The sequence below is a fragment of the Blastomonas sp. RAC04 genome (assembly GCF_001713435.1).
Classification (GTDB): Bacteria; Pseudomonadota; Alphaproteobacteria; order Sphingomonadales; family Sphingomonadaceae; genus Blastomonas; species Blastomonas fulva.
In genome coordinates, this window is the sequence record NZ_CP016460.1 from 3,696,708 (window position 1) to 3,723,234 (window position 26,527).

A 26,527-nucleotide genomic window follows, 5' to 3' on the forward strand; every position below is an offset into this window, starting at 1 on the left:
GATAAGACGTCGTATCATTTTTTCCGGACCCGTCAAGCGCAGCATCGGCCGGGTTATATGATGATTTGTCAACGACCCAATCTGTGGTTACGACGGTGCTGCAAGCGGCCTGGCAAGAGAGTCGCGGATGGGAGAGCAAGGTCATGCAGTCCTTTGACGTTCAACAGTTTATCGACCGCCAGCAATTGAAGCCCGTGCATTTCAGAGTGCTGGCCATGCTGACCGTGGTGATGTTCATCGACGGGTTCGATATCTTCGTCGTGGGCAAGATCGCCCCGGCCATCGCTGCGGACTTCGGGGTTACGCCTGCCGCCATGACTCTGGTGTTCCTGTTTCAACAGATCGGGCTTGCGGTCGGCGCGTTTCTGGTCAGCCCGCTGTTTGACAAGTTCGGCCGCAAGCGGTCGCTGATGCTGTGTTGCGCGATCTTCGGGATATTGTCGGTCGCGACGACCTTTGCGACGTCGATCGTTGCCCTCGCCGTCCTGCGCGGACTGGCCGGACTGTTTCTGGCGGCTGTCCTGCCCGGGGCCGTGGCTCTCGTTGCCGAATTCACGCCGGAACGGCGGCGATCGACTTTCATCGCGCTTTCGATCGCGGGCTATAGCGCCGGCAGCGCGGCAGGGGCCGCAGCCGCGCTGCTCATTCCCGACTATGGTTGGCAGGCCGCGTTCTGGATCGGCGGGCTGCTGCCGCTGGCTCTGGTTCCGCTGCTTGGGCTGTTCCTGCCTGAATCGCTGACCTTCCGGGTGGAACGCAACGCCAGCGATCCGGGGATTGCGCGCACCATCGCGTTGATCGAGCCCGATCTCCAACTGACCGGCGAGGAGCGTTTCGTCACACCCGATCGGCCCGGCAAGGGCCGCAAGACGCGCGTCGTCGATGTGTTTCGCGATGGGCGCGCGCGCACGACGACCCTGGTCTGGCTGGCCTGCCTGCTCAGCATGGGCAACATTGCGCTGCTTGCCGCCTGGCTGCCGACATTCTTCCAGGAGATGGCCGGCATCAGCATCCAACGCTTTGCCATCGTCTCGATGATCGGATTTCTCGGCGGCATGGTGGGAACGGTAACCATCGGGTTCCTGATGGACCGGTTCCCGCCCAACCGGCTGATCCCGGCCTATTATCTGGGTATTGCAGTATCGCTGACGCTGATCGGCACGGTGCCGTTCGAATCGCCGTATTTCGTCCCGCTTCTCCTGGGCTGGAGCTTCTGCCAGTCGGGCGGGCAGGCTGGCCTCAACATGCTGATGACGCGGGTCTACCCCACCGCCATCCGGTCCACCGGAATTGGCTGGGCGGGCGGAGCGGGCCGCATCGGAGGCATCATAGCCCCGCTGCTGGGCGGTTTTGCCCTGGCATCGGCGTTTTCGCTGCAGTTCACGCTTGCGATCATTGCGATCTCGCCCGTGATCGTCGCGCTGCTGGTGGCGAACCTTCGTCCGATGCGCGAGGAACCTGCTGCAGGCGAACCTGCCGTCGCCTGAACCGAGCGGCGCAACCATGCGGCAGGCGGTTCGTCCCGCCTGCCGCAGCCGGTCAGGTCAGACTGTTTCGGCCATCTCGCCAGGCGCGTGCGCGCGCAGTTTTTCGCCATCGACCCAGGTGCCGTGGAACGTGGAGCGCACCCGCACCGGCAGATGCAGCCGCGCCACCGGGCCGCGCGTGATGTCCTGCGCATCAAGGATCGCAAGCTCACTGTGGCCGGCATCCAGTCGGTTGACGATGACGAGCAGCCAGCCGTCCCCTTCGGCAGACCCCTTGTAGCGGGGCACAAATTGCGGCTCGTGCACCGAGGCGAGCGCTCCGGGCGCCCAGCGGGTGAGTTCGCCGGTCGCCAGATCGACGCACCCGATGCCGCTCGATCCGTCCGGCTGACGTCCGACGATCAAATAGCCTTTGCCGCACGCCTGGCCCTGATAGCGATCATCGGCGCGAGGCATTTCGCCGGGCGTGTTGATCAGCGGACGCCGGTCGAAGCCATCATCGTTGCGGCTGAGGTCGAACGTCAGGCGTGACAAGATCGGCGGGCAGCCCTCCACATGCTTGCCTTCGGGCGTGGGGAAGAACGGGAAGCAGTTACCGTCATAATAGCAGGCGTCGAGGTGAACCTTGTCGCCATCCTCGAAGGCATTCATCATGTGCGACAACGATCCGGCGGGGCCACGGAACCAGCGGATATCCTCTGCCTTTCCGCCGCGCTTCACCAATGCCACGACGACCTGCTTGTCGGGATGCCATTCGTAGAAGGTGGTGCCGCGCTTGATATTGTCCAGCGTGGTCACCAGCGGCATGAAGGGAAAGATCGCGTAATGGGGCGTCACCGCGAAATCATGGCAGATCGACGCCCATGGCATCTCGAACCAGATCTCGTCGTGAATGTTGCCGTGGTCATCCATGTCATAGAACACGACGTCGTTGCTGCCGTCGCCCTTGGCCTGATAGCTGTAGGTGAGCAGGCGGCCGTCATCGGGAAACCATTTGGGATGCGCGCTGAGCGAGGTGGCGCGGACCTTGCCATCGAAAGCGTAAATGCCGATCGGGTCGAGCGTATCGGGGTCGACCTCGAACGGCAGATCGTCCTCCTTCAGCACCAGCAATCGGCCGTTGTGAAAAATGACATTGGTATTGGCGGTACCGCCGCTGATCCCCTCGACCGATGGATCGTCGGTGAAACGGTTGCGATATTTGCCGAACAGCGACCGGCCGGCTGCGGCCTGGGCGTTGAACCGGGCGTTGCGCACCCAGCGGCTGCGATAAGACACGCTGCCGTCGCGGATCCGGATCATGTGCGCCATGCCTTCACCGTCGATGAAGATGTCATCGCCCAGCATCGGGGCATATTGGCGATCGGGACCGGCGCGATACCATGTCCCGTCCAGCTCGGCAGGCACGGTCCCTTCGATCAGCTCCAGCCCGTCGACGGTGGATTCGGTCCGCAACGGCTTTCCCCAGCCGGTGTAGAGCGGTAAATCAGGGAAGCGGACTTCCATCGTTTCTCTCCTTGGTGGCTGCTGCCCTCATCGCGGGGCGGCTGAACGGGGATCGCGAACATCGATTGCAGACATCAAATTCCACTCCCCAATTTCATTGATTGTTCAACATACGGCCGCCAAAGTCAATCTTGGGCCGCCGCGCGGGTGGGCAGAATGGCGGCGTCTGACAGGCAGCGGTTGCGCCTGGCGCCCTTGCACCCGGCTCGCCAATCGCAGCACGACGTGATAGCGATTGCGTCATGAAACCTGACGATCGATTGGACAACGGCAGTCTCGCCGACCTTTACGGGCGCCCCGGCTTTTTGATCCGCCGCGCGCATCAGATCACCAGCGCGCTGTTTGCCGAGGAAACCGACGATCTGGCGATCACCTCGACCCAGTTCGGCATGCTGATCGCATTGCAGGGCGGCATATCGATCGACCAGGCCAGTCTCGCGCGCCTCCTGGGCCTGGATCGTTCGACGACCGGGCTGGTGGTCACCAATCTCGAAGAGCGGGGGTTCATCGAGCGCAAGACAGATCCGGGCGATCGCCGCCGCAGGATGCTGACGATTACGCCCGCCGGCGAGGCGATCCGGGCGCAGGCAGAAACGGCTTCGCGCCGGTCGCAAGCCCGCGCGCTGGACGTTTTCAGCGAAGACGACGCGGCCGCGTTCGTGCGGCTGCTCGGACATTTCGTGGACGCTTTCAACACCAGCATCCGTACGCCCATCACCGACGCTTGACCTCCCCTTGCAAATAAGTAAGACGTCTTACTTGTTTGAGGGAGACTCGGTTATGGCATGCGACGTTCTCGTTATCGGTGGCGGTCCCGTCGGCATGCTGCTGGCCATAGACCTGGCGGCGCGCGGGGTGACGGTGACGCTGGTAGAAGCGCGGCCCGCCGGTCAGCTGCCCAGCGTCAAATGCAACCATATCGCATCGCGCACGATGGAGATATTTCGCAGGCTGGGGCTCTCGAGGGCGGTGCGCGCGGTCGGCCTGCCCGATGATTTTCCCAACGACATCGTCTTTCGTACCCGGATGACGGGCAAGGAGATGGCCCGTATCCGCATTCCCAGCCGGCAAGACCGATATACGGCAACGGGCGGACCGGACACCGACTGGCCCACGCCCGAGCCGCCGCACCGGGTCAACCAGATCCATTTCGAGCCGATCCTGTTCGCGCGCGCCGCTGCCGATCCCCGCATCACGATCCTGTCGCACTGCCGCTTTGTATCGGCAACGCAGGACCGAGATGGCGTTAGCGCGACCATCGAGAGCCTCGATGATGGCAGGACGATCACGGTGCAGGCCCGCTACATGGCCGGTTGCGATGGCGGCACCTCGACTGTCCGCAAATTGATCGGCGGCCAGCTCGAAGGCGATGCGGTGATCCAGCGGGTGCAGTCGACATTGATCGATTCCCCAGCGCTGCTTGGAGCACTCGGCAGCGGCCCGGCGTGGATGAGCTACAACTACAATCCCGAACGCGCAGGGACCGTGCTGGCGATCGACGGCATCCGTCGCTGGCTGGTGCACAACTATCTGCTGCCCGACGAGGCCGACTTCGATTCGATCGACCGCGACGCCGGGATACGCGCGATCCTCGGCGTGGATTGCGACTTTCCGCTCGAGATCGTGGCGCATGAGGACTGGATCGGCCGCAGGCTGGTCGCCGATGTCTTCCGCAAGGACCGCATTTTCATCGCGGGCGATGCGGCGCATCTGTGGGTGCCGTATGCAGGCTATGGCATGAACGCCGGCATTGCCGATGCGATGGACCTGTCATGGCAGCTGGCCGGGGTGATCCAGGGATGGGCCAGCCCCGACATTCTCGATGCCTATGTCGCCGAGCGCAAGCCGATCACCGAGCAGGTGTCGCGCTTTGCCATGAGCCACGCCGCACGCGCGATCCGCGAGCGTACCACGCTGCCGCCCGAGATCGAGGACGATACGCCTGAAGGCGAAGCTGCGCGCGCGCAGGTGGGGGAGGCGGCTTATCGGCTCAATGTCCAGCAATTCGCCTGTGCCGGGCTGAACTACGGCTATTTTTACGATGCCTCGCCGATCATCGCTTATGACGGTGACGCGCAGCCGGCCTACACCATGCACGATTACGTGCCGTCGACCGTGCCGGGGTGCCGGGTTCCGCATTTTGTCGTTGCCGACGGTCGCCCGCTCTATGACCTTTTGGGAGCGGGTTACAGCCTGCTGGTGTTCGATCGATCCATGGACACGGCGCCCATTATCGAGGCCGCCGCGCGGTGCGGACTGCCCCTTACGGTGCTGCATTTCGACCGAACGCTTGACCGTGTGCCCGCCGAGTATACGCACAACCTGTTGATCGCTCGGCCAGACGGACATGTCGCATGGCGCGGCAATGCCATCGATGATCCGTCCGGCCTGGTCGATCGTCTGCGCGGCGCGGCTAGAGAACCTTGAAATAATGGATGCGGTTGGCGCCGGGGATCTTCTCTGCGACGCCGACGAACACGTGCTTGGCCATCCAGTCGTACGGACCTTCGGGGACGTCGAACTTGGGGCTGACGCGCATGTAATATTCCGACGGGTCGGCAGGTTCGTTGCGCGCCATGCGCTCGGCGACTTCGGGGGTGAACGCCCAGCGGAAGCCGCGGTTCTGCATGTAGATCAGGGTGCCGTCATCGGTTTCGAGCAGATAGCGCGCATCGAAATCGATGACGCCGTCGGGGCGCTGCAGCGGCCAGTCGCCGCCGCTCATGGGCACGACCTTGCCCTTGATGTTGGGGCCTTCGACGGTGCCTTCTGCGGCATAGACCGCTGCGCGGGTGGCACCCATCGTGGTCGGACGCAGCCAGTGCGCCTTGGTCAACGTGATGGCGATGGAAAAGGCATATTCCATCTGTGGGGCGAAAGGGTGGGGGGCTTGCGTCATGGAGATCCTCTCAAGCAGGGTGAAGCTCGGGCTGCCCGGCGCGGGCGACCTTGATGTGGCTGATGCGTCCGGCGGTAAGTGTGTAATGAACCAACACTCGCACCGAGACCGCCTGTCCGGCCTGCAGCGGCATGACCTGGAAGTCCGGCGCGTCGGCGTGCGCGGTGAAGGTGCTGATGATGTCGGCGGCAATCCCGCCATCGTCGACAACCAGATGGTTGATGGTCAGCGTTTCGCGGACCCGTTCGAACATCGCTGTGTAAAAGCCGACAATCGCGGCGCGGCCCTCCAGCAGCGGTGCAGACGGCAGGTCGAGCACGACATCGTCTGTGTAATAGCTGCCAAAGCGCGCGCCGTCGCCGGCGCTGAACGCGGTAGCATAAGCGTGAAACGCCGCGCGCTGCCCGGCGTGGCTGCCCAGCATCGGGGCCTTGCTGACGTGATATTCGGCGGGCCAGGTCATCGATTTGAGCTGGGTGACCATGCCATCGCGCAGTGCGTACAGCACGAAGAACTTCACCGTCTTGATGTCGCCGGGCATCAGCGGGCCGAAGGGAAAATCGGGTCGCGGCGCGGTGGCGACAAAATCCATGTCGATCTCGGCAAAGATGCTGTTATCGGATTCCAGAACGGTGATCGGCCGGATGATCTCGCGCACCCCGTCATGCGCCCAGCGCAGGAAGTCGAGAAACTCCGCCCGGCTGTTGTACGCGCGGGTTGTGCCGATGAACTTGAAATCCTCGACGAAATAGCGATCGATCAGCGCAGCGTCGTCGCCGCGATTGAACGCCTCAATATATTCGGCGTAGTCGAAGCCGCTCATGCCGGGGTCCCCTCACCGATCGCGATGTGGGGCACCAGCAGATGGCTGTCATGATGCCCGCCGGACAGCAGCTTGTGGGTTCCATGGTTGCGCAAATCCTCATGCCGCGCAAAGGCGAGATTGTAGCGGTCCTCGGTGAAGAAATCGCTGCCCTTCACGGAAAGCTGCAGCGACTCGCCCGCATCGAAACGCACCGATGTCGGCCAGATCTCGATCTCGAGCGGTACAGGTTCGCCGCGCGGCAGCGGGTTTTCGGCATCATGGCGATGGACAGGCTGCCAGGGGGTGGACCGTGCATCGTCCAGGGCGCGGTGCGATGCCCGCAGCCAGCCCAGCGCCAGCGGGCCATCGTCATACAGCGCATAGAATGTGAAGGGAACGCGCGCACCGCTGGCGTCGAGCTTGTCGAGTGCGATGAACAGATCCATGTCGTCGGCTTCGTCGGACTGCACCCACAACCGCAGCTTGAAATGGCCGGTGAGTTCGGTGGCGGCGGCGAAGGTGTGAACGAATGTCGCGGCGGCATCGGGATCGTTCGATTCATATTCCACCCGGGATACGGCTGCGGGCAGGTTATCGACCAGCGCCCCGTCGGCGGCACTTAGATAGAGCGGGCGATAATCGGTGCGCGCCAACGGGTACTCGGTCTCGTCTCGCCATTGCCCCTCGCTGCCTTGGGTGCGCACCTGGATACGCACCTTGGGCCAGCCGGCCATCGTATCGGGTTCACTTTTCAGGAAATGATCGAAGAACTGCCGCTGCAGCACGACGTTTTCGGGCGTATAATAATGCCGCCATTTCTTCTGGCCGTGGACCAGCAGCCACTTCTGCTCGCTGGATATGGCCTTGTACGCTTCCAGCGTCCCGCGCGTGTGCAGCCCGTGATCGGACCAGCTGGCGACCACAAAAACGGGCAAGTCGATGGCCGAAAGGTCCACCTCCTTGCTGCGCCAATAGGCATCGTGAAGCGGGTGGAGCCGGGCGTTCTCGGCGGTGTTTTCGGTGCGCGTCGTCGACCAGTTCAGATTGCGCGCTGCGCGTTCGACAAAACAGGTCTCGCGCATTCCGCCGTGATAGCAGAACTCGCGATACCAGTCCGAAAAGCCCTCCCACGGGTTGAGCGCGGCGAGGTGCGGGGGCTTCATCGGGCCGACCAGATACTGGATACAGGCCAGATAGGACACGCCCGTCATGCCGACCTTGCCGTTCGACCAGTCCTGCGTGCCCAGCCATTCGATCAGGTCATAAACATCTTCGCCTTCACCCTGGCCGTTGTGGCGCAATTCGCCTTCCGACAGCCAGCTGCCGCGCGGATCGGGATAGCACACGGCATAACCTGCTCTGGTCCAGTAGACGGGGTCGGGGGCCTCGAACGCGGTGTGGCGGCTGATCCAGCCGTTCTCGATTCCCGCAGGTGGCCACAGATTGTCCGCCTTGCCGTGCTTGCCATAGGGGCTCCAGGCGAGCAGCACCGGGAGATTCTGTTCGCCTGCCGCTCCGTCGGGCCGAAACAGATCGACATAGATGGTGATGCCGTCGCGCATCTTGACCGGCACGTTGCGTTCGAACAGCATCCCGTCGATGACTTCGCTGTGCACGCCGAGCGGGGGGAGGGGCGGCTTGTAGGGATTGGTCGCAGGATCCGTGCCCGGAAGCATCGCCAGCTCGAACGTTTCGGTCATGCCCTCGCCTCGTCATTTATTTGTTGATTAATCATGATAATGCGTCTTATCAATTGCGCAAGCCCAAGTTTATGCTGGGTGCCGGCAAACAACAAAAGGAGAGCCTGATGGACGAATCCGCGCTCGCGCTGCGCCACAGCCACGCCTTCGATATCCGCATCAATTTCGACAAGCGCTGGTCGCTGGGGCCGATTTATGGTGGCGCGCAGCAGGGCTACACGTCGATCGGCGAAGGCAGCACCGTGACCGGTCCGCGGCTCAACGGCATGCTGGTCGATTACAGCGGCGCCGACTGGCCCGTCGTCCGCGCCGACGGCGTGGTTGAACTCAACGCGCATTACATGATCAAGACCGACGACGGCGCGCTGATCTACATCCGCAATCTGGGCTATGTTCATGGGCCGCTGCGCGCGCACGGCCAATCGCCCGATGAAGAGCCCGCCATCGCGCGCTATTTTCGCTGCACGCCCTATTTCAGGGCGCCCGAAGGGCCGCATGACTGGCTCAACCGCACGGTGATCGTCGGCGTCGGCCAACGCCGCCCCAAGCTGATCGATGCGGACGAGCCCGACCATTCGCTGTTCCGCTATTATACGATCGATTGACGCGTCACCTGGTCGATAAAGCCGGCCAGGATCGGGCCGACGGCATCGGCCGATGACCCGATCTGCTGAACCGGGGTGATGTGATTCTGCCCGGCGAGCCGATGAAACTCGGGCCAGGCACCGGTCGCAGCCACGCGCCGCGAGATCATTGCGGCGGCCTGCCGCTGGAAATCGGGCGGATCGAACTCCGCGACGGTGTACAGGCAGGGCAGCGGCGTGGCTGCCAGCCCCTCGATGCTCGACTGCGCGGCGAACTGCGTGGGATCGTCGCCATAATAAGCCGATTGATAGGGATTGCGGTCGGCGTTTGCGACATCGTAGATCCCCGACAGCATCGCAGCGCCTGCCAATGCGCCCGTAGCGGCGTCGGTCGCTGCAAAAGCCGCGACATGGGCCGCGCCAGCCGACTGCCCGATAAGCACGATACGATCGGCATCGCCGCCGATGTCGGCTGCATGGGCGCGCAGCCAGCCGATCGCCGACGCCACGTCATCGCGTCCCGCAGGCCATGGATGTGCGGGTGCCAGCCGATAGGTGATCGTGCAGCCGACCCATCCGTGCCGCGCGGCCCATGCACCGACATTGTTGTAGAACGGTGCTCCTGCCGCGCCCTTGTCGCCACCGATAAAGCCGCCGCCGTGCACGAACGCGACGATCGGTCGCGCGATACCGGGCTTGCGCGCGCCGAACAGGTCAAGCCGGTGACGCGGGTCAGGCCCGTAGGCGACATCGCGCTCGACGATGGTTTCGTCGCATGCAGGCAGCAAAGGCGCAAATATCGCCGCCGACCCCTGTATCTGTTCGAGGCTGAAGGCGCTGCCCAGCGCGCGGATACGCTCAAGAACGTCGCTCATGCAGCCTCCATCGGCAGGATCGGCTTGATGGCGGGGCCTGCGGCACATTCCAAACCACCAGCCGGTCGAAGGGAAGGCGACCTTGCTTCAGGGAGTCGATCGGCAAGGGGATGCAGTGTGCCGGCGCGCGGATTGGCCGCCGCGAGTCTCACCACGGGTCTTTCGACTGGACGCTGAACGGTCTGCAATCAGCCGCAGGGGCATTGTTGATCGGTCGTGGCGTCATCGTCCGTTCAGCTTTCCAGGGCACCTGATCGGCCTTGGTCCACGCATTCACGAACAGCCGGAAGAACTTCCAGCGGCCGTCGCGCTTGACGAGGCGGTCATCTCGCGTTCCGATGCCGAAGATGAAGTTGGTGCCATAATCGGCATTCCACTGAACGATCTGGAAAAAGCAGCGCACCCGCGCGCCTTCGGGATGCGGCTCCATGATGAAATGGTTGAACAGGTGCTGCCTGCCGAACCACCAATGCTGCCGGTCGAACCACAGCCCGTGCAAGTGTTCCCTTATCGCCTCATGGCCCGAGGCCTTTCCCTGCCAGAGATGATCGAATTCGCCATCTTCAGCAAATGTGTCCAGCACCTGCTCCTCGTCGGCAAGATCGATGCCCCAGGCATAGCGCGCGAAAAGCTCGGTGATTTCGGCGCGATCTTCCGCCGGCATGATGGCCGGCACGCCATTGGGCCATGCGCATTCCGACATAACGCTCTCCTTGCCAATCAACTGCAGCCTGCTCGCCTGCTTTTCTTTGATTGTTCAAGGAAAGTTGCGCAATGTCAATCGGGCGCGCGGGTTGAGTCCCGGAAAATGTCGAGCAGGCGCTGGCCCACGCGCAACAGCAGCGTGTCCAGCAGCGCGCGTTCGGCATCGGTGAGGTCGACCAGCAGCGCTTCGTGAAAGGCACTGCGCTCTGCCAGATTGGTGAAGTAGAGCTTGCGTCCGACCGGGGTCAGAAACAGGATCGGCTTGCGGCGGTCCTGAACATTTTCGCGGCGAGACGTGAGTCCACGCAGCTCGAGCGCCGCCGCCGCCCGGCTGACTTCGGCACGATCGACCCAGGCCAGTTCGGCAACATGACCCACCGTGCCGCCTTCGGGCAAGGTGCCAAGGCGCGAGAGCACGCGCCACTCGGCATAAGTGAGATCACCCTTGTCGGTAAATTGACGAATCGTCAGCCGATCCATGATCTTGGCGAGCAGGGTGATGCGGAAAGTCGGGTAATCGAGGTTGTTGAGCTTCCAGCCCGAGAGGTCCTCGATGGAACTGACAGCCGACGCTGTGCCTTCCACAATCGCTTTGGCTTTGCCATTATCAGCTTCTAAGCCTGGGTCGTGTCTGCTCATCAATCTTCCGCTTGTGATCCGTCCGCCTTTTCCCGGCGACCTTTGACTTATCATAGCGCACCAATCGTCGCTGTCACCCCGCCATTTGTGGCGAGGGCATTCAGCACCGAAGCGCTGGCAGTACGAAACCGGCCTGCAACCCTGGCCTGTCGGGGAGCGAAGAGGGGTCTTCGCGGGAGCCCGGCGCTCCGCATCACGCGCAAAAATTATTGGGACGCGACCCGCATTATCGTTGACTTATCAATTTGATTGTTGATAGATCAACGAGAAGGACGTGCCGCGAAAGGCGCGCCGCGACTAGGGAGATACAGGATGATGACACGGCCGAAACGTCGCCCCTTTGGCACAGCGAGCATGGCGGCAGTGAGTGCGGCGCTGCTTTGGGCACCGAGTGCACATGCACAGGATGCACAGCCGGTCGAGTCGCAGCCTGAGGAGGCTCCTGCAACCGAGATCATCGTCACCGGCTCGCGCATTGCGGCCACCGGCTTCACCGCTCCTACGCCCGTCACCGTCATCGGGCAGCAGGACCTGCAGCAGCAGGGGTCATCGAACATTGCCGACCTGCTCAACACCATCCCGGCCTTTCGTCCGCAATCGACCCCCGCCACGGTGGGCATCTTCTCAAGCAATGCCGGTGCCAACCTTGCCGATCTTCGCGGTCTGGGCGCCAGTCGCACGCTTGTGCTGATCGATGGCCGGCGCGTTGTCGCCGGTACCGTCGCAGGCGGCGGCTTCTCGCCTGCCGGTGCCGTCGATCTTTCGCTTATCCCGACCGTCCTGATCAACCGGACCGAAGTGGTGACCGGCGGTGCATCGGCTGCATACGGGTCCGACGCGGTTGCAGGTGTCGTCAACATCCTGATCGATACCCAGCTGCAAGGGCTGCGCGGCAGCGTGCAGTACGGAATTTCGCAGCAGAACGACAATGAGGAGTTCTTCGCGACGCTGGCGGGCGGCACGCAGTTCGCTGATGGGCGCGGCCATGTCGTGCTGGGCGTCGAATATTCCGACAACAAGGGCGTGGGCGACTGCTACACCCGCGACTGGTGCTCAGTCAGCTACAACACGATCTCCAACCCTACCCCCCAGACCAACGGCCTGGCGCGGCAGGTGCTGCTGCCTAACACCCGCACGTCGACGTCCAACTTCGGCGGCCTGATCACCAGCGGCGTGCTGCGCGGAACGACTTTCCGCCCAGATGGCAGCAGCTTTGCGCACGACTACGGCACGTTCTTCGGAACCGGACCGACCTTTGCCAATGGCGGCATCTTCCAGTCGGGTGGCAGCGCCGATCCGGTCAACGGCTTCTACAACAACTTCCCGCTGGTGGCCCCGGTCGAGCGGATCGTCGGCTTCGGACACGTCAAATTCGACATCAGCGACAATCTCCAGATTTTTGCCGAAGGGTCCTATGGCCAGGTCAACTCCGCAACGCTGGGCGCAGCGTCGCGCAACACCGGCAACATCACGATCCAGCGGGACAATGCTTTCCTGCCCGCAGATCTGCGCGCCAGGCTGGTGACGGCCAACCAGACAAGCTTTTCGTTCGGTCGCGTGTCGAACGATATCGGGCCGCCGGTGGCAGATGTTCAGCGTGAAACCTATCGCGGCGTTGTCGGCCTGTCGGGCAGCTTCGGCAGCACGTTCAAATGGGACGCCTATTATCAATATGGCCGCACCAATTATTCGCAGGACACCACCAATACCCAGATCACCGACAATTTTGCCCGTGCGGTGGATGCAGTCGATCAGGGCCTGTTTCAGACCGGCGTCGCCAACGGCAACATCGTCTGCCGCTCGACCCTCACCCAGCCGACCAATCCTCTGGTCGCAGGGTGCCGCCCGCTTAATCTGTTCGGCGAGAACCGGTTCAGCCAAGCAGCGGTGGCCTATGCCTATGGCACCGCTTCGCAGCGCACCAGCCTGACCCAGCACGTGGCCGCACTCAACGTCCAGGGGGACCTGTTCGAACTGCCGGGTGGATCATTCTCTGTCGCTGCCGGCGCTGAATACCGCGTCGAAGATGCCGAAGGTACGGCAGATCCGATCTCCACCGCGCTGCGCTTCATCACCAGCCCGGGCCAGGCGATCACCGGTCCAGCGATCAAGGTCAAGGAAGCCTATCTCGAAGCGGCTGCACCGCTGCTGGCCGATGTCCCGTTCTTCTATTCGCTTTCGCTCAACGGAGCGGTGCGCATCACCGATTACTCCACCAGCGGTTCGGTCACCTCCTGGAAGGTCGGCGGGGTGTGGGAACCAGCCGAAGGCCTGCGGATCCGGGCTACCCGGTCTCGCGATATCCGGGCGCCCAATTTCTTCGAGCTCAACGCCCCGATCAGCACCAGTTTCCAGTTTCTCACCGATCCGCGCAACTCGGGCAGTTTCCTGACCTCGGTGCAGCTCGGCGGCAATCCCAATCTGGTGCCCGAAGTGGCCGACACCTTCACCATCGGCGCGGTCATCAGCCCCGCGCGCAATGTCAGCCTGTCAGTCGATTATTACGACATCTCGCTCGACGGGGCGGTCTCGACGCTGGGCGGACAGATCATCGTCAACCGCTGCCAGGCGGGTGCGACCGAGCTGTGCAACCTGATCACGCGCGATGCCGGCGGGCTCCTGAGCAGCGTGCGCAACGTCAACCTCAACCTCAATTCGCTCAAGACCCGCGGTGTCGATGCCGAGTTCAGCTATACCACCGAACTGTCAGGTGTCGGGATCTCGGTGCGGGCTCTGGGTACCTATGTGCTCGACCTGATCACCATCGATGGCACCGGTACATCGGTGAACCGTGCGGGCATGAACGGCGGCCCGGTTTCGCAACCGTCGGGTCTGCCCACCTTCACCGGCAGCCTGACGCTTGGTCTTTCGGCCAAGCCGATCAGCGCCGCCATGCAGATCCGCTACATTTCGTCGGGTGTCTACAACGCGACCCAGATCGGGCCGCACCAGCAGGGCTATAGCCCCACTTTGGCCAACAGCATCAGCGACAATTCGGTCGACGAGGAATGGCGTCTGAACTTCAACGTTCAGTACGACCTGTTCGAGCGCGGCAACACCAAGGTGCAGCTCTTCGGTGTGATCAACAACCTGTTCAATCAGGACCCGCCCAACGACCTCCCCTCCAGCTTCGGGGTGACCAATCCGGTGCTGTATGATGTGATCGGGCGATCGTTCAAGTTCGGCGTCCGTTTCGCCTACTGATGCCACTCAAGGCCCGGGAAGCGGCTGTCGCTCCCCGGGCAGGTGGCCAAATGAATGGATAAGCAATCTGTGGCGGTCATCGACCCAGCAAGCAAGACGATGCCAGCGAGCGAAAGTGCGACCAGTCTCCCCGCAGAACGTGTCTATGGCCCTGTGTACCGCGCAGTTCTGCTGACCCTCATCCTGTTGACGGCAGCATTTGCCTATATCGACCGTGTCATCGTCCAGACGCTGGCCGAGCCGATCAAGCAGGAGTTCGGGCTGAGTGATTTCCAGCTGGGGCTGCTGGGCGGTCTCAGCTTTGCGATCCTGTATTCCTCGCTCGGCCTGCCGATCGCGCGGCTCGCCGAACGCAAGGATCGCGTGACGATCATTTCGGTCTCGATCGGCATCTTCTCGATCATGAGCGCGCTGTGCGGTTTTGCCACCAGCTTCTGGCAACTGTTCGCCGCGCGTGTCGGTGTCGGCATCGGCGAGGCCGGTGTGCAGGCGCCCAGCGCATCGCTGATCGGGGATCACTTTCCCCCGCATCGCCGGGGCTTTGCGCTTACCATCATGCGGCTTGGGGCGCCGGTGGGCTCGGTGATCGGATCGGTCGCCGCCGCCTCGATCGCCGCGGAATATGGCTGGCGCACGGCGCTGATGGCGGTTGGCGTGCCGGGGCTGGTGGTGGCGTTGCTGTTCCGGCTGTTGCTGACCGATCCGCCGCGCGGAATGAGCGATCCTGCCGCACAGCGGGCAGAGGCTGCCAAGCCGCCGCCGATGATGGCGGTGTTCCGGCTCCTGCTCACCCGGCCTGCGTTTCTGCATATGCTGATCGGGCTCGCGCTGGCATCGATGGGGCTCTACGCTGGCGGTGCCTTCACGACGCCGTTCTTCATGCGGGTGCACAGCCTGACGCTGGCCGAGGCGGGTGGATATCTTGCGTTTCTTTCCGGAATTGCCGCCACCGCGGGCATGAGCCTGGGCGGCTTCGGCATCGATTTCATCGCGCGGCGCGGCGAACGCTGGTATGCGTTGCTGCCGTTCTGGGGGCTGGCGCTGAGCCTGCCGCTGTATCTGTTCGGCTATATCGCACCCGATCCGCGCGTCAGCCTGGTCTGCCTGACGATTGCCGGCATCTTCCTGTTCTTCCATTCGGTACCGACGCTGGTGGCGTTCCAGAACATGGTGGCGGCCAACATGCGCACCACCGCAGCGTTCGTGTTCTTCTTCGTCTCGACGCTGATCGGCGTCGGCTTCGGACCGCCGATCATCGGCCTGGTGAGCGATCTGTACACCGGCCATGCGATGGATGGCGCGGGGCTGACCGCACGATGCGCCGCTGACGCAACGGCCGCAGGCTGCGCCGCAGCATCGGCATGGGGCGTGCGTGCCTCGCTGCTCACCAGCCTGAGCCTGTATGCCTGGGCCGCAGTACACTACTGGATCGCGGCGCGCGCCATCGCCAGGGATGCGGTGGCGGCATGAGCGAGAGCGCAACCCGCGAGGTGCTGGACCAGCCGATGCACGCGCCGGGCTATCGGGCGTGGATGATGACGCTGCTGGTCGCGGTTTATGCCTCGTCTTCGCTCGACCGGCTGATCATCGCGGTGCTCGGCCCCGCGATCAAGGCCGATCTGAGAATCAGCGATCTGCAGTTCGGTCTGCTCGGCGGGATCGCCTTCGCGTTTCTCTACACCGCGTTCGGCATTCCGGTGGCAAGATTGGCCGACCGGCGAAACCGGATCGTGATCGTCTCCATCGCCACCGCGGTCTGGTCGGCCATGACGGCCTTGTGCGGGCTCGCCGCCAATTTTACGCAGCTGTTGCTGCTGCGCATCGGCGTGGGCCTGGGGGAGGCGGGGTGCTCGCCACCATGCTATTCGCTGATTTCTGACCAGTATCCTCCGCGGATGCGCGCAGGCGCGATTGCCATCCTGGGCTTGGGTGTGCCGCTGGGTTCGATGGTCGGTGCGTTTCTGGGTGGCTGGGCGTCCGAGTTCATCAGCTGGCGCAGCGCCTTCGTGATGGCGGGACTGCCTGGCCTGCTGCTCGCCGCGCTCGTGTTCTTCACGCTCAAGGAGCCTGCGCGGGGCATGTTCGATCCTGTAGCCTCGCGTATCGGGACGCCGCCAACGTTCGGTGCCGTGCTGCGCGCGATCGGCGCCAAGCCCGCCTTTCTGCACCTCACCGCAGCGGCGGCCTTGTGCATCTTCTGCAATCTTGGGCTCAACCTGTTCATCCCGACGTTTCTGGTCCGGTCGCACGGGCTGTCCTATTCGCAGGCGGGCTTCTACTTTGGGCTGGTCACCGGAATTTCCGCAGCGATCGGCACCACCGGACTGGGGTTGCTGATTGCGCGCCTCGCGAGGCGCGATGTGCGCTGGTACGGATGGGGACCGGCTTTGGTGCTGGTGGCAGGCGCGCCATTCTACATCCTTGGGCTCGTGCAGACCGACTTCGCCGCTGGCTATGGCCTGATCCTCGCGTCATCGTGCATCGGATTTGCCTTTCTCGGCCCCTCGATCGGTGCGACGCAGAACATGATGGAGCCGCGCATGCGCGCATCGGCGGCGGCGGTACTGCTGTTTGCCATGCACATGGTCGGCGGCGGCCTTGGGCCAACATTCATGGGCTGGGCCAGCGACCTGTTCGCCGCGCGCGCCTTTGGAGTGGGCTATGCGGCAAGCTGCCCTTCCGGGCTCGCGCCGGTCGATGCCTCGTCTTCGGTCGTCAGCGCCTGCAATGCCGCGTCGGAAGAGGGGCTTCGCTATGCGCTGGTCGCATGCGCGCTGTTCTTCTTCTGGGCTGCATTCCACGCCTTCATGGCAACACGCACAATGGCCCGCGATCTTATGCCCGCCGTGCCGCAACCCGTTCAAACACCCGCTCTTTCGCAGGAGGTATCACCTTGAAATTCCCTGAAACCCCCAGCTTCACCGGCTTCTTCGCGCCTTCTGGGGTGGAAGCGACGGTGCACGACCTGACCGTGATCGATGGCGAAGTGCCCGCCGATCTCGATGGCGCGTTCTACCGCGTCGCACCCGACCCGCAGTTCCCGCCGCTTTCGGGCGACGATATCTGGTTCAACGGCGATGGCATGGTCACGCAGTTCCGCTTCAGCAAGGGCAATGTCTCGCTGCAGCAGCGCTGGGCCCGCACCGACAAGTTCGTGGCGGAACGCGAAGCGGGCGGGGCGCTGTTCGGTGCGTATCGCAACCCGCTGACCGATCACCCCAGCGTCGCTGGCGAAGTGCGCGGCACCGCCAACACGAATGTGCTGGTCCATGCCGGGCGGCTGTATGCGCTGAAGGAAGACAGCCCGCCGGTGGTGATGGATCCGCACACGCTGGAGACGATCGACTCGAAATTCGATTTCGGCGGCAAGATGACCAGCCAGACCTTTACCGCACACCCCAAGATCGATCCCAGAACCGGCGAGATGCTCGCATTCGGCTATGCCGCCAAGGGGCTCTGCACGCGCGACATGGTTTTCTACACGATCAGCCCGGACGGCGAGATCACCGACGAAGTGTGGTTCGAGATTCCGTATTACTGCATGATGCACGACTTCGGCATCACTGAGGATTACGTGGTGTTTCACGTTGTCCCGATCGTCGGATCGTGGGAGCGGCTCGAGGCGGGACTTCCCCATTTCGGTTTCGACCGCGGACGGCCGGTGCATCTGGGCGTGCTTCCGCGCGGCGGCCGGGCAGAGGATATCCGCTGGTTCAGCGCCCCGACCTGCTTTGCCAGCCATGTCATGAATGCGCACAACGAAGGCGGCCTGGTGCATTTCGATGTGCCGATGGCCAAGGGCAACATGTTTCCCTTCTTCCCCGACACCGAAGGCCGTCCGTTCGAACCGCACGAGGCTGCCGCGCAGATGACCCGCTGGACGGTGGATATGCGCGCCAACTCGGACGAGATCACCATGACCCCGCTGGCCGATTTCATCGGCGAGTTTCCCCGCATCGACGATCGGTTTGCCGGGCTGAAGAATCGCTATGGCTGGCAGCTGGTGCAGGACATGACCAAGTCGGTCGATCTGCCCGGCGGGCGCAGCGCATCGGGCATGATGATGAACACGCTCGGCCTGATCGATCTGGAGACGGGCGAGACGCAGAGCTATTGGGTCGGCGCGACATCGTCGTTTCAGGAGCCCGCCTTCATCCCGCGCCCCGGATCGACAGCAGAGGGCGACGGCTATCTGATCGTCATCGAGAACCGGCTGGCAGAAATGGGTTCGCGGCTGCTGCTGTTCGATGCGCTCCAGATCGCCTCCGGCCCGATTGCAACGATCGCGCTGCCCTTCCGCATCCGTCAGGGCCTGCACGGCAACTGGGCAGACGCCGCAGCGCTGCGCGCCGCTGCCTGATCACAATCCAGGAATCCTAGAAAGGTCCCTCATGGCTGACTATGAAAACACCGGCTATCCCCAGCTGGGCATGTACATCGATGGCGAGTGGCTGACCGCCGCCGGTCGCCGCACCCAGACGGTGATCAACCCGGCAACCGGCGATGCGCTGGGCGATCTTCCGCTGGCCGATGCCTCTGATCTCGACCGTGCGCTCGAGGCGGCCGAGCGTGGCTTCCGGCTGTGGCGTTCGACGCCGGTCGAGGAGCGCGCGAGGGTGCTGCGCGGTGCCGCCCAGTTGCTGCGCGACCGGATCGACATCATCGCCGCCAACGCCACGCGCGAGGAGGGCAAGACCCTGCTGGAGACGCGGATCGAGACGATGGCGTGCGCGGGGCTGTTCGATTTCTATGCCGAAGAGGCCAAACGCAATTACGGGCGCGTGCTGGTGCGGCCGGCGGGAACCCGTTCGATCGTGACGCGCGAGCCTGTGGGACCGGTGGCGGCCTTTGCTCCGTGGAACTTCCCGATCCACAATCCCGGCCGCAAGCTGGGCGCGCCGATTGCCGCAGGCTGTTCGGTCATCCTCAAACCGGCCGAGGAAGCCCCGGCCTCTGCCATGGCGGTGGTGCAGGCGCTGATTGACGCGGGGTGCCCTGCCGATGTGTGCCAACTGGTGTTCGGCGTCCCCGATGAGGTGTCGCGCCATCTGCTCGCCAGCCAGGTCATCCGCAAGGTCAGCTTTACCGGGTCCACTGCGGTCGGCAAGCATTTGATGAAGCTGGCCGCTGACACAATGAAGCGCACCACGATGGAACTGGGCGGTCATGCCCCGGTGCTGATCTTCGACGATTGTGATCTGGACAAGGCGGTCGATCTGCTTGCCACCGGCAAGGTGCGAAACGCGGGCCAGGTATGCGTGTCGCCGACCCGTTTCTATATCCAGGAAGGCATCCACGACCGGTTTGTCGCCGCATATACCCAGCGCATGGCTGCAGTGCAGGTCGGCGACGGGCTGCTGCCGGACAGCCAGATGGGGCCGATGGCCAATCCGCGCCGTCCCGCTGCCATCGCCGATCTGGTGGCCGATGCCGTCAGCCATGGCGGAGTGATCGGCACCGGCGGCGAGCGCATCGACCGCGATGGCTTCTTCTTTCAGCCCACGGTGCTGTCGAACGTCCCGCTGTCGGCCAGGATCATGAACGAAGAGCCGTTCGGACCCGTGGTGGTGACCAGCCCGTTCCGCACCTTCGATGAAGCGATTGAGCAGGCGAACCGGTTGCCCTTCGGGCTGGCAGCCTTTGCCTTCACGGAAAACGGGCGCCAGGCGAACCTGCTGGGATCAGCGATCGAGGCCGGGATGATCGGCATCAACACGACCTCGCTCGCCGCCGCCGATTCACCGTTCCAGGGAATCAAGGAAAGCGGCCACGGCTCGGAGGACGGCCCCGAGGGGCTTGCCGCCTGTTACGTCACCAAATCGATCCATCAGGTCTGAGAGGAAAACGACCATGAACGCACCCCAGACCGGCGGCGCGCAGGGCTATCTGCGCATCGCGACGGAAGAGGCCTTTTCGACGCCCGAGCTGATCGCGGCGTTCCGCGACGAGCTCGCCGCGCCCGATGTCGACCCAGGGTTCCAGAGCCTGATCGGCTTCTATCTCGATCATCCGGCAGAACGGCCGCAGTTCATCGCCAATGCCTTGGTCGATCTGGGCGAACAGCGGATCGCGGACATGGACATCCGGGGCATTGACCGGCAAGTGCTGGCGCTCACCGCGCCGGCCACCAACGCGCTGCGCGACCCCGATCGCGCGGTGATGGTGGCGCAGACCGCAAACGACCGGCTTGCTGATGCCTGCCGCAAATATCCCGACCGGTTCAGCGGGATGGCGGCCTGCGCGGTGCAGGTGCCCGATGTTGCGGCCAGGGAGATCGAGCGCTGCGTGACCAAACTCGGTTTCACCGCCGTCGTGATCAACAGCCACATCCTCGGCGAATATCTGGACAATCCCAAATTTTCTGCAGTGCTCGAGGCGGCAGAGGCGCTCGACGTGCCGATCTATATCCATCCCAACACACCGCCTGCCAACATGATCGGCCCGATGCTCGAATCCGGGCTGGATGGCGCGCTCTTCGGCTTTGGCGTGGAAACCGGGATGCATGCGCTGCGGGTGATCACCAGCGGGGTGCTCGACAGGTTCCCCAAACTCCAGATCATCCTCGGCCATATGGGCGAGGCTTTGCCATACTGGCTCTACCGGCTCGATTTCATGCACCAGGCGGGCGTGCGCGCTGGCCGCTACGAGTGCATGAAGCCGCTGAAGAAGGGCAAGGTCTCGAACTATCTGCGCGAGAATTTCCATTTCACCAACTCGGGGATGGCGTGGGAACCGGCGATCAAGTTCGCGCAGCAGGTCATCGGTGAAGACCGGGTGCTGTATGCGATGGACTATCCCTATCAGTGCCCGGTGGAGGAAGTGAGCTATCTCGACGCGATGGACATGCCGATCGAGACCAAGCGCAAGTTCTTCCAGACCAATGCCGAAAAGCTGTTCAAACTGGCATGAACCAGCCAGCGGCAGAGTATGACTATATCGTGGTGGGCGCGGGCTCTTCGGGCTGCGTGCTCGCCGCGCGTCTGTCGGAAGACCCGGGCTGCCGAGTCCTGCTGATCGAGGCAGGCGGCAGCGAAAAGCGCGCGATCGTGTCGATGCCGCTGGCGTGGTTCGAGGCGATGAAAACGCCGGGCATCGGCTGGGGCTATCTGTCCGAGCCCGAGCCGCATTGCGACGATCGGCGCATCCCCGCACCGCGCGGCAAGCTGATCGGCGGCTGCTCCTCGATCAACGGCATGATGTATTCGCGCGGACATCCGGGCGATTACGACCAATGGGCGCAGATGGGCGCACGCGGCTGGAGCCATGACGAGGTGCTGCCCTATTTCCGCAAGTCGGAGAGCAACTGGCGAGGTCCGTCGGAGCACCATGGGGGCGATGGGCCGATCACCGTCGCGCGTCACGCCAGCGATTCGGTCGTCTATCCCGCGCTCATGGCGACGGCGCAAAAGCGGGGGTGGAAGCAGCTCGGCGATTTCCATGGCGAAGATCGCGAAGGCTGGAGCGCGCCCGATTTCACCGTCCACCGTGGTCGCAGGGCGAGCCCCGCCGCGCGGATGCTGCGCCCCGCGATGGCGCGTGCCAACCTTACCGTCATCACCCATGCGCTGACCCATCGCATCGTCATCGACAAGGGCAGGGCGACCGGCGTTGTCTATGAACGCGACGGGCAGCTGCAAACGGTAAACGCTGCAGGCGAGGTCATCGTGTCTGCAGGCGCCTTCAACTCGCCGCACCTGCTGATGCTGTCGGGGATAGGCCCCGGCGATGCCTTGCGCGAACACGGCATCGACGTCGTCTGCGATCTGCCGGGCGTCGGCGCCAACCTGCAGGATCACGCGTCGATCGGCATGGTCCACAAGGCAAGCGGAGCTTTTTCATTCGATCGCGAACTGCGGCTGGACCGGTTTGCGCTTTCGCTGCTGCGCTGGCAGCTGTTCGGGACCGGCCCTGCAGGCGGGCTTCCGGTGGGGGCGCAGGGGTTCCTGCGCACCCGCGAAGGGCTCGACCGGCCCGACCTGCAGCTGCTGATCAACCCGCTGGCGATGGACTCGCGGCTGTGGTTCCCCGGCTGGCGCGCGCGCAAGGGCGACTTTCTGTCGCTTTCGGCGGTGCTATTGCACCCGGAAAGCCGTGGCCGTGTCGCCCTCAAGAGCGCCGATCCGCGTGACAAGCCCGCGATTCATCTCAACCTGCTCGCCACCGATGGCGACCGTGCCAGCTTCCGCAGGTTCGTCCGGTTCACGCGCGACTTTCTGGCGGACAATCCGGCGAGCGACCTTATCGACCATGAGGTCGTGCCCGGCCCCGATGTCCAGTCGGATGCCGAGATCGACGCCTTTGTCCGCCAGCGTATCGGCACCGCGATGCACCCCACCAGCAGCTGCGCGATGGGCACAGGCGCCATGGCCGTGGTCGATCCCGAGCTGCGCGTGCGCGGGGTGGAAGGGCTGCGCGTCGTCGACTGTTCGGTGATGCCGACCATCCCAGGGGGCAACACCAATGCGCCCGCGATCATGATCGCGGAGAAGGCCGCCGACATGATCCGCCACGGCCAGGCAGCGGCGATCGCGGCATGAACGTCTTCGACTATGTCATCGTCGGTGCCGGCAGCGCAGGCTGCGTGCTCGCCAATCGGCTGAGCGCGGATCCTGCCAACCGGGTTCTGCTGGTCGAGGTAGGCGGCACCCACAAGAAGTTCCTGCTGACGATGCCGCTGGGCTTCATGCGCGCGCTGCGCGATCCGCGCTATACCTGGCCCTATATGTCCGAGCCAGAGCCGCATCTGGACGGACGCCGCATTCCGATCCCGCGCGGCCGGGTGCTGGGGGGGTCGTCTTCGATCAACGGCATGTTCTACATGCGCGGCCATTCCAGCGACTATGACCAGTGGCGGCAGATGGGCTGCGAAGGCTGGAGCTTTGCCGAGGTCCTCCCCTATTTCAAGCGGATGGAAACCAGCTGGCGCGGGGCGGGGCCGTGGCATGGCGATCGCGGTCCGCTGCACGTGGCCCCCGTCGATACCAAACGCCTGTTGCACGATCCGCTGATGGCAACCGCCGCTGCTGCGGGATTTCCCGTATCGCCCGATCTGCAGGCCGAGCAGGAAGAGGGGTTCGCGCGCGGCGAACTGACCATCGACCCGAAGGGCAGGCGCTCCAGCACCGCACGCGCCTATCTGGAGCCTGCACTGGGTCGGCCGAACCTGACCGTCGTCACCGGGGCGCTTACCGAGCGCGTCGTGCTGAAAGCGGGCCGCGCCACCGGCATCGTCTATCGCGCCGAGGGCCGGACGCACGAAATCCAGGCAGAGCGCGAGGTCATTCTGTGCGGGGGATCGTACAATTCTCCGCAGCTGCTGATGCTCTCAGGCATCGGCCCAGCCGACGAACTTGTCCGGCACGACATCGCGGTTGTCCATGATCTGCCCGGCGTCGGGAAGAACCTGTCGGAACATCCGCGCGTTCCGGTGCATTTTGCGCTCCAGCGACCCGTCAGCTTTCTGAGCGAACTGCGGTTCGACAAGGTGGCGTTGGGCGTGGCGCGTTGGGCGCTCACCGGCAAGGGGCCGTTTGCCAGCCAGGTCAACAGCTGCAACATCGTGCTGCGCACCCGGCCGGAACTGGACCGCCCCGACATCCAGCTGTGGAGCAACCCCGTGCGGATGGACGCGCAGATCTGGTTTCCCGGCGTGCGTGCCCGCCAGCGTGATGCGATCACCGCAGATGTCATCCTGCTGCATCCGTTCAGTCGCGGGCAGCTTACGCTGCGCTCGGCCAATCCGGCCGACCCTCCCGCCGTGCTGCTCAACAATTTCTCCGATCCTGCCGATCTGCGCACCGCGATCGACGGCATCCGGCTGGCGCGGCATATCTATCGTACCCAGCCGCAGGCGGCGCTCACCGGAGAGGAGCTTTTGCCGGGACAGGACCTGCAGAGCGACGAAGAGCTTGTCCGGCACATCCGCCAGACCGCGCAGGTCACCCAGCATCCGGTGGGGACCTGCACCATGGGCCACGGCGCGATGGCCGTGGTCGATCCACAGCTGCGGGTGCACGGCATCGCCGGGCTGCGTGTTGTCGATGCATCGGTGATGCCCACCGTTCCGGGCGGCAACACCAACGCCCCGACGATCATGATCGCCGAAAAGGCCTGTGACATGATCCTGGGCCTGCCCGCACTGGCTCCGGAAGACCCGCGCGTGCCGGGTACCAGCGCAAGGAGAGCGGCATGACGAGAGAAGACTTCCAAATCTATATCGCCGCGTTCAACGCCAAGGATTTCGAAGGTTTCGGTCGCTTCTACCGCGACGATGTCACGCTGTCCCTGTCGGGCAAGCGCGTGCTGCGCAGCCGGGATGAAATCCTGTCCTTCTATCGCGATGTTGCGATGCGCTGCGACGAAAAGCTCGATCTGAGGCGCATCGTGCTCGACGACACCGGCATCGCGGTGGAATTGGACACCGAGTTCAAGGGCTTGGTCGACGATCCCGGCTTCATCGCCGGGCCGCTGGTCACGGGCCAGTCGATCTTCATCACCAGCGTCATCTTCTACACCATCAAGGACGGTCGCTTCAGCGAGATACTGGCGCGCCGGGTAGGCGACGCGCGAACCGGCCCTGCCACATTCTGACGGAGAATGCTTGAATGAACGCCCCCTTTTCGCCCGAAGCTCTGACTGCATTGCGGGCAGAGCTCGCATCCGGTGCGCGCCCGCTGTTCATTGACGGGGTGTTTGGCCCTGCTGCTGCGGGAGCGACGATCGACGTGATCGATCCGGCAACCGGCGATGTCTTTGCCACCGCTGCCTGCGGCGATGCCGACGATATCGATCGGGCGGTGCAGGCGGCGCGGCGGGCTTTCGACGGCGGGGCATGGCCTGCGACCACCCCGGCCATGCGGGCAAGGCTGATGACCCGGCTGGCTGATCTGATCGAGGCGCATGGCGAAAGGATTGCGCTGACCGAAAGCCTCGACAACGGCATGCCGTTCATGATGGCCAAGTTCGGCGGCGTGATGGGCGCATCGGAGCAATTGCGTTACAATGCCGGCTGGGCGACCAAGATCACCGGAGAAACGGTAACGCCGTCCGCTCCCGGAGAATGGCACGCGTTCTCACGGCGCGAGCCGGTGGGTGTCGTCGGTGCCATCGTGCCGTGGAATTTCCCGTTCGTGATGGCGGTGGCCAAGATCGCGCCTGCGCTGGCGGCGGGATGCACCGTGGTGCTAAAGCCTGCCGAACAGACGCCGCTGAGCGCGGTGATCCTCGCCGAGCTGATCGCCGAGGCGGGGTTCCCTGCGGGCGTAGTCAACGTCGTCAACGGCTATGGCCAGACCGCAGGCGCAGCGCTGGTCGATCATCCGCTGGTCGACAAGATCACCTTCACCGGATCGACCAGCGTCGGCAAGGCCATCGTCCGAGCCGCGACCGGCAATCTCAAACGGGTGACACTGGAGCTGGGCGGAAAATCGCCGGTGGTGATCTTTGCCGATGCCGATCTCGACAAGGCGATCCCCGCCGCTGCCATGGGCATATTCGGCAACGCCGGGCAGATCTGCGCTGCAGGCTCACGGCTGTTCGTGCACGACAGCGTGTACGACCGCGTCGTCGAAGGCATCGTGGCGCGCGCCGGAAGTCTGCGGGTCGGCAACGGCCAGGCTCTTGGCACCGAGATGGGGCCGCTGGTCAGCCAGGTACAGTGCGACAGGGTGATGGGCTATATTGCAAGCGGCGCAGACGAGGGCGCGACTGTTGCATGCGGCGGGCAGCGCGTGGAGGGTCCGGGCTATTTCGTCCAGCCCACGGTGCTGACCGGCACCATGGCTGGCATGAAGGTGGTCGACGAGGAGATCTTCGGGCCGGTGCTGTGCGTGATGCGTTTTGGCGAGGATGACATCGACACCATCGCGGCAGCCGCCAATGAAGGCAGCTATGGTCTGTCGTCGTCGATCTGGACGCGCGACATGTCGAATGGGCTGAGGCTGGCAAATCGTCTCAAGGCAGGGACAGTGCGGATTAATGGCGGCGGCGGCGTGGACCCCGCACTGCCGCTGGGGGGCTTCAAGCAATCCGGCTGGGGTCGGGAAAACGGTCGGGCCGGGGTCGAAGCCTTCACCGAGCTCAAATCGGTGACGGTCGCGCTGTAGCTTTCAGACGTTCACGCAA

Annotated in this window: 21 protein-coding genes; 14 read left to right on the top strand and 7 right to left on the bottom strand. The window is 63.9% G+C overall.

Annotated elements, in window-relative coordinates; all coding sequences use genetic code 11:
• Positions 1 to 143 precede the first annotated feature (143 nt).
• Positions 144 to 1,487 (top strand): MFS transporter, encoded by a 1,344-nt coding sequence (locus BSY18_RS18170; protein WP_069051428.1) that lies wholly within the window; start codon positions 144 to 146, stop codon positions 1,485 to 1,487.
• 57 nt (positions 1,488 to 1,544) lie between these two features.
• Here BSY18_RS18170 and BSY18_RS18175 read toward each other — a convergent pair whose 3' ends face one another.
• Positions 1,545 to 2,993, bottom strand: coding sequence for a carotenoid oxygenase family protein (locus BSY18_RS18175; protein ID WP_069051429.1), 1,449 nt, complete (start codon positions 2,991 to 2,993; stop codon positions 1,545 to 1,547).
• A gap of 242 nt (positions 2,994 to 3,235) precedes the next feature.
• Here BSY18_RS18175 and BSY18_RS18180 point away from each other — a divergent pair, with 242 nt between their 5' ends.
• Together BSY18_RS18180 and BSY18_RS18185 are read left to right on the top strand one after the other, a co-directional pair.
• Positions 3,236 to 3,721: a MarR family winged helix-turn-helix transcriptional regulator gene (locus BSY18_RS18180; protein WP_069051430.1), complete on the top strand. Its 486-nt coding sequence runs from the start codon at positions 3,236 to 3,238 to the stop codon at positions 3,719 to 3,721.
• Between the two features lie 52 nt (positions 3,722 to 3,773).
• Positions 3,774 to 5,420, top strand: a complete 1,647-nt coding sequence (locus BSY18_RS18185; protein ID WP_069051431.1) for an FAD-dependent oxidoreductase — start codon at positions 3,774 to 3,776, stop codon at positions 5,418 to 5,420.
• Here the strand turns inward: BSY18_RS18185 and BSY18_RS18190 are convergent.
• Genes BSY18_RS18190 through BSY18_RS18200 form a run of 3 tightly spaced genes read right to left on the bottom strand, consistent with a single transcriptional unit; the run spans position 5,407 to position 8,397 of the window.
• The gene (locus tag BSY18_RS18190) at positions 5,407 to 5,892 is read right to left on the bottom strand and encodes a DUF3237 family protein (RefSeq protein ID WP_069051432.1); all 486 of its coding nucleotides are present in this window, start codon (positions 5,890 to 5,892) and stop codon (positions 5,407 to 5,409) included. The genes BSY18_RS18185 and BSY18_RS18190 overlap by 14 nt on opposite strands.
• A 10-nt stretch (positions 5,893 to 5,902) precedes the next feature.
• Complete coding sequence (locus BSY18_RS18195) at positions 5,903 to 6,715, bottom strand: nuclear transport factor 2 family protein (RefSeq protein ID WP_069051433.1); 813 nt, start codon at positions 6,713 to 6,715, stop codon at positions 5,903 to 5,905.
• Positions 6,712 to 8,397 carry a CocE/NonD family hydrolase gene (locus tag BSY18_RS18200; RefSeq protein ID WP_069051434.1) on the bottom strand — a complete coding sequence of 562 codons (1,686 nt, stop codon included), beginning with the start codon at positions 8,395 to 8,397 and terminating at the stop codon, positions 6,712 to 6,714. Before BSY18_RS18200 ends, BSY18_RS18195 begins: the two co-directional genes overlap by 4 nt.
• A 107-nt stretch (positions 8,398 to 8,504) precedes the next feature.
• Between BSY18_RS18200 and BSY18_RS18205 the strand changes: the two genes are divergently transcribed.
• A complete protein-coding gene (locus BSY18_RS18205; protein ID WP_171900275.1) occupies positions 8,505 to 9,002 on the top strand; it encodes a DUF3237 domain-containing protein in 498 nt (165 codons plus the stop codon).
• Here BSY18_RS18205 and BSY18_RS18210 read toward each other — a convergent pair.
• The 3 genes from BSY18_RS18210 to BSY18_RS18220 all read right to left on the bottom strand — a co-directional run bounded on the left by BSY18_RS18210 (position 8,987) and on the right by BSY18_RS18220 (position 11,146).
• Positions 8,987 to 9,856, bottom strand: coding sequence for an alpha/beta hydrolase (locus tag BSY18_RS18210; protein WP_171900276.1), 870 nt, complete (start codon positions 9,854 to 9,856; stop codon positions 8,987 to 8,989). The genes BSY18_RS18205 and BSY18_RS18210 overlap by 16 nt on opposite strands.
• Before the next feature lie 148 nt (positions 9,857 to 10,004).
• A complete protein-coding gene (locus BSY18_RS18215) occupies positions 10,005 to 10,559 on the bottom strand; it encodes a nuclear transport factor 2 family protein (protein ID WP_069051437.1) in 555 nt (184 codons plus the stop codon).
• Positions 10,560 to 10,633: 74 nt separating this feature from the next.
• The gene (locus BSY18_RS18220; protein WP_069051438.1) at positions 10,634 to 11,146 is read right to left on the bottom strand and encodes a MarR family winged helix-turn-helix transcriptional regulator; all 513 of its coding nucleotides are present in this window, start codon (positions 11,144 to 11,146) and stop codon (positions 10,634 to 10,636) included.
• A gap of 408 nt (positions 11,147 to 11,554) precedes the next feature.
• Here BSY18_RS18220 and BSY18_RS18225 point away from each other — a divergent pair, with 408 nt between their 5' ends.
• From BSY18_RS18225 to BSY18_RS18270, 10 genes are read left to right on the top strand one after another with little or no spacing between them, the layout of a single operon-like run.
• Positions 11,555 to 14,404 (top strand): TonB-dependent receptor domain-containing protein, encoded by a 2,850-nt coding sequence (locus tag BSY18_RS18225; RefSeq protein WP_069051439.1) that lies wholly within the window; start codon positions 11,555 to 11,557, stop codon positions 14,402 to 14,404.
• 54 nt (positions 14,405 to 14,458) lie between these two features.
• A complete protein-coding gene (locus BSY18_RS18230) occupies positions 14,459 to 15,874 on the top strand; it encodes a spinster family MFS transporter (protein ID WP_083231556.1) in 1,416 nt (471 codons plus the stop codon).
• Complete coding sequence (locus tag BSY18_RS21480; RefSeq protein WP_236823408.1) at positions 15,871 to 17,301, top strand: spinster family MFS transporter; 1,431 nt, start codon at positions 15,871 to 15,873, stop codon at positions 17,299 to 17,301. The genes BSY18_RS18230 and BSY18_RS21480 overlap by 4 nt, the downstream gene beginning before the upstream one ends.
• Positions 17,298 to 18,764 carry a carotenoid oxygenase family protein gene (locus BSY18_RS18240; protein WP_236823409.1) on the top strand — a complete coding sequence of 489 codons (1,467 nt, stop codon included), beginning with the start codon at positions 17,298 to 17,300 and terminating at the stop codon, positions 18,762 to 18,764. Before BSY18_RS21480 ends, BSY18_RS18240 begins: the two co-directional genes overlap by 4 nt.
• 31 nt (positions 18,765 to 18,795) lie before the next feature.
• Complete coding sequence (locus BSY18_RS18245) at positions 18,796 to 20,241, top strand: NAD-dependent succinate-semialdehyde dehydrogenase (RefSeq protein WP_069051440.1); 1,446 nt, start codon at positions 18,796 to 18,798, stop codon at positions 20,239 to 20,241.
• Between the two features lie 13 nt (positions 20,242 to 20,254).
• Positions 20,255 to 21,313 (top strand): amidohydrolase family protein, encoded by a 1,059-nt coding sequence (locus BSY18_RS18250; protein WP_069051441.1) that lies wholly within the window; start codon positions 20,255 to 20,257, stop codon positions 21,311 to 21,313.
• The gene (locus tag BSY18_RS18255) at positions 21,310 to 22,941 is read left to right on the top strand and encodes a GMC family oxidoreductase (RefSeq protein ID WP_069051442.1); all 1,632 of its coding nucleotides are present in this window, start codon (positions 21,310 to 21,312) and stop codon (positions 22,939 to 22,941) included. Before BSY18_RS18250 ends, BSY18_RS18255 begins: the two co-directional genes overlap by 4 nt.
• On the top strand, positions 22,938 to 24,596 hold the full coding sequence (locus tag BSY18_RS18260) for a GMC family oxidoreductase (RefSeq protein ID WP_069051443.1): 1,659 nt from the start codon (positions 22,938 to 22,940) through the stop codon (positions 24,594 to 24,596). The genes BSY18_RS18255 and BSY18_RS18260 overlap by 4 nt, the downstream gene beginning before the upstream one ends.
• Complete coding sequence (locus BSY18_RS18265; RefSeq protein WP_069051444.1) at positions 24,593 to 24,994, top strand: nuclear transport factor 2 family protein; 402 nt, start codon at positions 24,593 to 24,595, stop codon at positions 24,992 to 24,994. The genes BSY18_RS18260 and BSY18_RS18265 overlap by 4 nt, the downstream gene beginning before the upstream one ends.
• A gap of 14 nt (positions 24,995 to 25,008) precedes the next feature.
• Complete coding sequence (locus BSY18_RS18270; protein ID WP_069051445.1) at positions 25,009 to 26,508, top strand: aldehyde dehydrogenase family protein; 1,500 nt, start codon at positions 25,009 to 25,011, stop codon at positions 26,506 to 26,508.
• Positions 26,509 to 26,527: the final 19 nt, after the last annotated feature.

Bases quoted from the DNA above. Each gene is read 5' to 3' on its own strand.
- BSY18_RS21480 (WP_236823408.1), top strand. From the start codon at position 15,871: ATGAGCGAGAGCGCAACCCGCGAGGTGCTGGACCAGCCGATGCACGCG.
- BSY18_RS18265 (WP_069051444.1), top strand. From the start codon at position 24,593: ATGACGAGAGAAGACTTCCAAATCTATATCGCCGCGTTCAACGCCAAG.
- BSY18_RS18170 (WP_069051428.1), top strand. From the start codon at position 144: ATGCAGTCCTTTGACGTTCAACAGTTTATCGACCGCCAGCAATTGAAG.
- BSY18_RS18215 (WP_069051437.1), bottom strand. From the start codon at position 10,559: ATGTCGGAATGCGCATGGCCCAATGGCGTGCCGGCCATCATGCCGGCG.
- BSY18_RS18255 (WP_069051442.1), top strand. From the start codon at position 21,310: ATGAACCAGCCAGCGGCAGAGTATGACTATATCGTGGTGGGCGCGGGC.
- BSY18_RS18175 (WP_069051429.1), bottom strand. From the start codon at position 2,993: ATGGAAGTCCGCTTCCCTGATTTACCGCTCTACACCGGCTGGGGAAAG.
- BSY18_RS18270 (WP_069051445.1), top strand. From the start codon at position 25,009: ATGAACGCCCCCTTTTCGCCCGAAGCTCTGACTGCATTGCGGGCAGAG.
- BSY18_RS18250 (WP_069051441.1), top strand. From the start codon at position 20,255: ATGAACGCACCCCAGACCGGCGGCGCGCAGGGCTATCTGCGCATCGCG.
- BSY18_RS18245 (WP_069051440.1), top strand. From the start codon at position 18,796: ATGGCTGACTATGAAAACACCGGCTATCCCCAGCTGGGCATGTACATC.
- BSY18_RS18180 (WP_069051430.1), top strand. From the start codon at position 3,236: ATGAAACCTGACGATCGATTGGACAACGGCAGTCTCGCCGACCTTTAC.
- BSY18_RS18185 (WP_069051431.1), top strand. From the start codon at position 3,774: ATGGCATGCGACGTTCTCGTTATCGGTGGCGGTCCCGTCGGCATGCTG.
- BSY18_RS18210 (WP_171900276.1), bottom strand. From the start codon at position 9,856: ATGAGCGACGTTCTTGAGCGTATCCGCGCGCTGGGCAGCGCCTTCAGC.
- BSY18_RS18230 (WP_083231556.1), top strand. From the start codon at position 14,459: ATGGATAAGCAATCTGTGGCGGTCATCGACCCAGCAAGCAAGACGATG.
- BSY18_RS18195 (WP_069051433.1), bottom strand. From the start codon at position 6,715: ATGAGCGGCTTCGACTACGCCGAATATATTGAGGCGTTCAATCGCGGC.
- BSY18_RS18225 (WP_069051439.1), top strand. From the start codon at position 11,555: ATGGCGGCAGTGAGTGCGGCGCTGCTTTGGGCACCGAGTGCACATGCA.
- BSY18_RS18260 (WP_069051443.1), top strand. From the start codon at position 22,938: ATGAACGTCTTCGACTATGTCATCGTCGGTGCCGGCAGCGCAGGCTGC.
- BSY18_RS18205 (WP_171900275.1), top strand. From the start codon at position 8,505: ATGGACGAATCCGCGCTCGCGCTGCGCCACAGCCACGCCTTCGATATC.
- BSY18_RS18200 (WP_069051434.1), bottom strand. From the start codon at position 8,397: ATGACCGAAACGTTCGAGCTGGCGATGCTTCCGGGCACGGATCCTGCG.
- BSY18_RS18190 (WP_069051432.1), bottom strand. From the start codon at position 5,892: ATGACGCAAGCCCCCCACCCTTTCGCCCCACAGATGGAATATGCCTTT.